3 protein-coding genes are annotated in these 7,499 nt (G+C 40.4%); 1 reads left to right on the forward strand and 2 read right to left on the reverse strand.

The window, feature by feature from the left end; all coding sequences use genetic code 11:
* Positions 1–70 precede the first annotated feature (70 nt).
* Positions 71–3,259: a helix-turn-helix domain-containing protein gene (locus tag B3Y13_RS07655; RefSeq protein ID WP_296693729.1), complete on the reverse strand. Its 3,189-nt coding sequence runs from the start codon at positions 3,257–3,259 to the stop codon at positions 71–73.
* 261 nt (positions 3,260–3,520) lie between these two features.
* Between B3Y13_RS07655 and B3Y13_RS07660 the strand changes: the two genes are divergently transcribed.
* A complete protein-coding gene (locus B3Y13_RS07660) occupies positions 3,521–5,083 on the forward strand; it encodes a tagaturonate reductase (protein ID WP_296693731.1) in 1,563 nt (520 codons plus the stop codon).
* Positions 5,084–5,406: 323 nt separating this feature from the next.
* Here the strand turns inward: B3Y13_RS07660 and B3Y13_RS07665 are convergent, their stop codons facing one another.
* A complete protein-coding gene (locus B3Y13_RS07665; RefSeq protein WP_296693734.1) occupies positions 5,407–7,131 on the reverse strand; it encodes an SUMF1/EgtB/PvdO family nonheme iron enzyme in 1,725 nt (574 codons plus the stop codon).
* Between the last annotated feature and the right edge of the window lie 368 nt (positions 7,132–7,499).

Below are 7,499 nucleotides of genomic sequence, written 5' to 3' on the forward strand. Positions count from 1 at the left end.
ATAATAACTTTTTTTATATAAAATTGACAAGCGTTTTATTGGACAAAAACGAACTATGCTTAAAAAATTCTTACTGTTTTGTCCGAATTTTTCCAGGCGGAATACCGTAGACCTTTTTAAACACTCTGCAAAAATATGCCTGATCCTGAAAACCAGATTTTTCTGCAATTTCGTAAATTGTATCATTCGTTTCAAGAAGCATTTTTGTCGCAAGGAAAATTCTATAACGATTTAAGTATTCCCAAAGCGAAAGTCCAATTTCTTTATGGAAAATCCTTGTTAAATAATCTTCGCTAACGTGAACGGTGTCAGCAAGTTTCCATCTTACAATCTGCTGAGAAGCGTTTTTGTTAAGATAAAGTATCGCCTTTTTTACCAGCGCGCCTGTATGAGGCGGCATAATTTCATCACCTGAGAGAATTTCGCGGATTCTGCTGTCAAACTGTTCAGAATCAGCAGCTCCGCTATTGCACAAAATAATTCTTGGATGAGCGCACAAAAGCTCAACTTCTTCTTCGGAAGAAATTGTTTCCGGCAAGACGATAATCGGCACAAGGACAGTTTTTGGATTTTTTCTGATTTTCTTAATGCTTTCTTCATCAATTGATTCAAAAACAATCAGCGAAGGTGTAATTTCTTCAAGAATATGCTCAAATTCCGCCATTGACTGAATTTTTACGCTGTTAGAGTCGGTTGCCCAAGTTCCATAATTTGTACGTTTTGCATTTATGAATAAAACCGGAGCAGATTTTTGAGCGCGAACCTTCGATTCAAGCATTTCAACAAAATTATGGCTTATAAGCTCGTGACTGTAACACAAAATCGGCGCACGGAAAAGATTTTCGTTATGTCGCAAACTGTAAACCTTTACCCATTCGTCAATCGGAGCATTGTCAGACCGCCAGTAGAGAATTGCATTTTCGAGCTTGCCATCAGCCAGAGAGTCAAAATTTACAACCGGCATATCGAAAATTTCCGAAATTGTTTCTTTAGAAGAAAGGTTTATGACATTTTTCGGAGACTTTTCCATTTTTACCGGCGGAAGTCCTGCAAGATTAGGCCAAGGCAAAATTATTGAAAGCGATTCATCATCAATTTTTTGAACTTCGCCGTACTGCAAAAGAATAATCTTTTCTGCCAGCAAGAATTCCGGATCTTTCCAATCAAGATGCTTTGTCTTTAAGTCGATTTTTAAGCCTTCATATCCGGCAGAAAGCGACATTGAGCCTTTTCCATCGCCAAAAAAAGTAAGAAGGGCTTTTTTTAAGCGGTCAGGATCTCCGTAAACAAGTGGAAATTTCTGGTCTAAGGAAGCAACAACACTTCCCGGCAAAACTTGACGAATGTCAAAAAGCTTTTTATCCATCGGCAAATCGTCAACCTGAGAACGGGTAAGCTCAACAAGAGTAACGGTCTTATGCAGCTGAGACTGAATTTGAGAGCGAAGGAATATCAGCTGCTCAGTAAGAATATCCTGATCAACAATGCCTTTTTCGATATTTCCCTGCATCTGGAATATTTTTGCAGACAAATCTTTTAAAGGATCGCAAAGCTCACTTCCAACATTTGCAAAAAACTCAGTTTTAGCAAATTCCGCTTTTTCGGCTTTTTGACGCGCCTTGTCAATTTCTTTAAATAGAAGAATGTTTTGAATTGTATTTCCAACCGAAACCCTCAATCCTTCGTAAACGCTTCCATCGCAGTCAGAATAGCCATTTATCATATAGCCGAGCGGTTTATTTTCCATAAAAAGCGGCTGAACAAGATAAACTCCATATTCAAAATCTTTTTTAAATTCTTCCGGAACCAAAAGTTTTGAAGAAAAAAGCTTTTCCTCAAGACAAAGCTCGCCAGAAGGATTAAATCCACCGACATATCTTGAAGTTCCGTCTTCTTCATAAAGAACAAGAGCCGTGCTTCTAATTCCGATTTTTGGCAAATAATCCGAAAGAATTTTCATCAAAGCGTCAAAATCATGGGCAGCAAGCATGGCGCTTTTTAACGAGCTTACAATCGACGCATTTTTTTCTCTAAAAGTCCGAAGCTCGCAAATTTTTCGCTGAACCTGAGGAATTATCAAATTTACAGTGCTGATAACCTTTGTTACATATTCTTCCGGCAAAAATGTCGAATTTTTAAGAAGGCGCAGTGCCTCGTACAAAGTAAAAAGTTCACCGTCTTTCTTAAAATACGCCGTCAAAACGTCGCTCAGACGGCGATAGAAATCCGACTGATTATTTTCAAACAGCGCTTCAAAAAGAGGCTGAATAAGTTCTTCGCGCTCTTTTTCGTCCGCATGAAAGAGCTTTGAAATTGCCTCAACAAAATCATCACGATTTTTTATACGTTTTTTTGAATCATAAAAATTCTGAAGATGCTTTAAATTATTACAACCGCAGCTTTCACGGATTACAGGATATGCCGGCAAAACCGTATCTTCAACTTTTTCACCATTCAAAAGCCGAACAAGCTTCTGATAAGCGACAATTCCGAGTTTTTCCATTGGCATATGAACCGTAGAAAAAGAAACAGAACTTACGCGGCTTTCTACAGAATCATTAAAACCGCCGCAAATATAATCTTTTGGAACCTTGTAGCCGTGTTTTTCAAAATATTCAACTGAAGCAAGGGCAATTATATCGCTGGCGCACAAAAGCGCATCAAAATCTTTTCCAGGAACCAAATTTCTTTCATTATAAAGCTGAACCGCGCCTTTTTCGCTTTCGTACCAATCCATATAATCAGAAATCAGATTTTCGTCTAAAATTCCGGCTTCTTTTACAGCATCAAAAAAACCGCGAAAACGATCCTGAGCCGAAGTATGATTTTTTGGGCCGCGGATAAATGCAATCTTTTTTGCGCCATGAACTTCAATCAAGTGTTTTGTTAATTCCTTCATTCCTTCGTAGGCGTCAAAAGAAACACTTGGCGCGCCGTCAATTTTTTGACCGATAGTTACAAATGGAAGATTTCCAAATTTTTTATGAAATTCAACACTTTTTTCGTAAGAAACGCCATTGCTTATGCTCGAAGCCCAGCTTATCAAACCGTCAAGATTTTCCGAATTAACAAGTTTATAGATTTCGTTAAAGAGAGGATTTGCGCCAGAATCGCTTAAATTGCTTCCAGGAAAAATAAAAAACGAACCTTTTTCTTGAGAAGCGTAATTTGCAAGTTTAAACCAAAACTTTAATGACGATCCAAAATGAATTGTACTCAGAGCAAAACCGATTCTTTTTCCAGACGTGCCGATATTCAAATTTTCCCCCAAAATATAATCATACGGATTTTAGTATTATGTCGTTTTTTTTACAAGTGCTTCCGTTATTGTACAAAGGATTTAAAATATTTTAAAGTTTTTTGGAGCGCATTATTTTTACAAACCCGCTTTCCACCCTTCCGCTTTCGCTCCATTTCCTCCGGAAACTCCGGGGTTCCAATCGGGGCTATAAAATTTCCTCTAATTGAAAGTCTTATCCATAAATGATAAAATCAGATATTATTTTTGGAGGCTTCTAAAATGGCATTAAAGTCTATAAAAGACGTTGTAAAAACTGTAAAACGTCCAGAAAAAATTCTTCAGTTTGGCGAAGGCGGATTTCTCCGCGCATTCGTGGACTGGCAGATTGATATTGTAAACGAAAAAACTGACTTCAACGGAAATGTTGTAATCGTTCAGCCGCTCGAAAAAGGCATGGTTGACGCGATGAACGCACAGAACAACCTTTATACAACTGTTCTCCGCGGCATGAAGGACGGAAAGCCGACTGTCGAGACACGCACAATCAACTCTATCAGCCGCTCAATCAACCCTTACACAGACTACGACGACTACATCGCGCTCGCTTCAAGCCCGGACTTGCGCTTTATCGTTTCAAACACAACAGAAGCCGGAATCCGCTTTGACGCAGAAATCGACGGCGTTCCAGTAACTCTCGACCAGAAGCCACAGAAAAACTTCCCTGCAAAAGTTACAGCATTCCTTTACAAGCGTTTTCAGGCATTCAAGGGAGACCTTTCAAAGGGAATGATTCTTATTCCTTGCGAGCTTTCTGACCAGGCCGGTCTCAACCTCAGAATCAACATTCTCCGCTACGCAGAAATGTGGCAGCTCGGTCCAGACTTCATCAACTGGTTCGACGAGGCTTGCGATGTCTGCTCTTGCTTGGTAGACCGCATTGTTCCGGGATATTTCCCACTTCTTACAAAAGAAGAAGATGGAAAAACACAGGCAGAGCATATCTGCGAAAAACTCGGCTACGAGGACAAGCTTCTTGACTCGGCAGAGCTTTTCCACTTCTGGGTTATCGAGTCTAAAAAATCACACGAGGATGAGCTTCCTCTCGTTAAGGCTGGACTTTCAGTTAAATGGGTTCAGAACATGGACTACTACCACACAAGAAAAGTACGCATCTTGAACGGAGCGCACACTTCTTCTGTTTTGGCAGCTTTCCTTGCGGGCTCAAACTACGTTCAGGACATTGTTTGCTCTGAGAAAGTTGGAACAGGATTCAACACACCAAACGCTGACGCTCAGAAATTTATGCGCAACGTAATCTTCAACGAGATTATTCCTTCAATCGACGGAGATCAGGAAGACCTCAAAGAATACGCTGAGAACGTATGGTCACGCTTCCAGAACCCGTTCAACCCGCACCGCTTAATCGAAATTTCTTTGAACTCAGTTGCAAAATACTGGACACGCTGCTTGCCTTCTGTAACACAGTACATCGCAAAGAAAGGCTCAGTTCCAAAGCTTCTTTCGTTCTCAATCGCGGCATTGATTGCGTTCTACAACGGAACAGAAATCAAGACAGACGACAAAGGCGCGAAATACCTTGAGTCAAAGAGAGAAGAAGGCGTTTATCCTAACAAGGACACTCTTCCAGTTCTCGAATTTTTCGCAGCTCTCAACAAAGAGACAAAAGACGCAAAGGAAATCACAAAGAAAGTTCTTACAAATGTTGATTTCTGGCACGAGGACCTCACAAAATACGCAGGCCTTGAAGAAAGCGTAGCAAAGAACCTTGCAGACATTCAGAAAAACGGAATGAAAGCAGCTCTTGCAGAGATTGTAAAATAGTTAATTTAAAATACTATAACAGCAAAAAAGGCTGTCCTGATTTTTAGGACAGCCCTTTTTTGTTTATAGAAAGAGATAAAAAGTAAAGCCGCCAAATGTCTTGACACCACTTTGACGGCTTTATAACCCAAATAGTGGAGACGACCGACTAAAAATCGGGCATTTCCTTTTCTTTAATATACAACAATTCTGTTTTACCGTCAAATTCAATAATCGATTTTATATTTTTTTGAACATCAAAAAAATATAAGGGTTACTGCGCGGATCCGCACTTCCGCAAAAGCGGAAGTTTTTTAATAATTTCCTTACAGAACTAGCCAACGCTAGTTGGCAGTGCGGACAACGCGGAAGCCATATTTACCGCAGCATTTAGTCGGAAAGTTTGCCTCCGTTGACGTAACCAGCAAACATAGCCAGGAACTATCCCAAGAACCACCACATAAAAGGCGGTATCTTTGTTCTGAAGACGGACCTGTAGAAGGCGTACTGGCTGATATGCCATCTTCAGCGTACCAGTCCCAGCACCATTCCATCACATTGCCACTCATGTCGTAAAGCTCATATCCGTTTGACTTTCTTGTCTTTACAGCTCTTGTTCCGATGCCTGCATTTTCATTGAACCATGCAACTTCTTCCGCGTCATCGCTTCCGGCATATCTGTGGCTTTGACCACCACGCGCTGCCCATTCCCATTCTGCTTGTGTTGGCAGACGGTAACCGTTTGCATCAAAGTTGCAGATTACAGCGTTCCAGATACTGTCACTTAACGAGGGGACACTTCCCCATTCTGAAGGATTCTTTTTTCCATTGATTGTGTAGCAAGGCGTAAGCCCTTCGTTTAAAGAACGTTTATTGCAGTATATGATTGCATCATACCAACGAATTTCGTTTACAGGATGATTGTCTACAGCATCGCCTGTAAGAACTGTGCCATTAACGCCACAGGCTCTAGCAGTGCTTGGGTCTTTTCCCATGATAGCCTTGTATTCTGCCCGTGTTACGGGATGGTCACACATATAAAATGAAGAAATTTCAATTGCCCGACCGTTTACAAATACCTCTGAGTCTGGCTTCCATATTTCCGTTCCTTTGATTGAGGCGGCCGGAATTTTTCTAAATTCCTCCGATATTTCTGTATTTTCAATCCATTCAGCTTCTATCTCAAGATCTTCGGCTCCAAAGTAGAATCCAGGCGCCTTTGTTCTATCAAAAGGCAAAACCCAGCGGTTGAAAATTTTTCCTTCTGGCGCTTCAAGTTCGTATAACGCTGGCTTCATGACAGGCGTTCCAAAAAGTCCGCTTACATCTTTTTCGTCAATACCGTTGATAAATCCTTCGCCAGTTTTGAACGTATACGTGATCGTGTTACGGTCATACAAAATATAAACTGAACTTTCATTTCTCAACATTACCTTTGCGGTAAAGCCTTCATAGTTTTTCGCAAGGTCTGAAATTTCCTCATCTCCAGAAATTTCTTTTGTTTCTGCCATCTGCATCGCATAGTCAGAGAAAGACTTTCTGCCAGTCGTTTTCTGTTGCACATGACAAACGGTGTATGCTCCGGCAGGCAGTTTTGTGGTGTATACCAATTTTTCTACCTCAACCTTTTGAACTCCGCAGCATCCAGCAGCATTTTCTGCCGTATCATATGTTTTATTACATTTTGGACAAACATATACCTTAGTTTCTTCTATTTTGATAAACATCTCTATAGAAATGTTTGCTACAGATACTGGGCTGTTTTCCATGCCTTTCTTTACTGCAATGGCTTTTACCACAGTGTCTTTGTCAAACGTTACACTCTCAGTGTACTTTTCGCTCTTTTCTGTCGGCTCAGTTCCGTTAGTTGTGTAATAGATTACAGCGCCTTCCGTCTTGCTTTCCATTGTTACATTTACGCTATCTTCCTCCGTCTTTTCTGTGGTAAATGTTACGGCTTCAGCGTAAACTTTATCTTTATACTCCGTTTCTAAATCGTTCTTACAGCCAAAGGCTGCAAGCCCCATTGTCATTGCCGCGAGTACGGCAAGAATCCTTGATTTTTTCATTTTTTCCTCCGTTATAAATGATTTATTTAAAATGATTTATTCAATTACTTTGAACGTCTGAAAACTGTTTCGTTTACGCGCTTTATTGCGCCTTCCGCTTTTGTTGCATAGTCTGCGTACACTGCGCTGTTTGCCATATTAGAACTAACTTTATTCATTAAACCTCCATCTCCGACTCTCCAGCCGGCACTTTTTATTTACTGCGGAATTTTTCCGCAAACTTTCCCACAACCGCAAAATAAATTTAAACAAAAAAAGACCGTCATACTGCGGCGCACAAAATTTTGCACGTTGCAATATAACGGTCTTCTAATAACTGAATAAATTGTATTTTAGAGGGAATTATCTTCTGTTCTGTTCTGTTCTGT

The sequence above is a fragment of the Treponema sp. UBA7567 genome (assembly GCF_002476655.1).
Classification (GTDB): Bacteria; Spirochaetota; Spirochaetia; order Treponematales; family Treponemataceae; genus Treponema_D.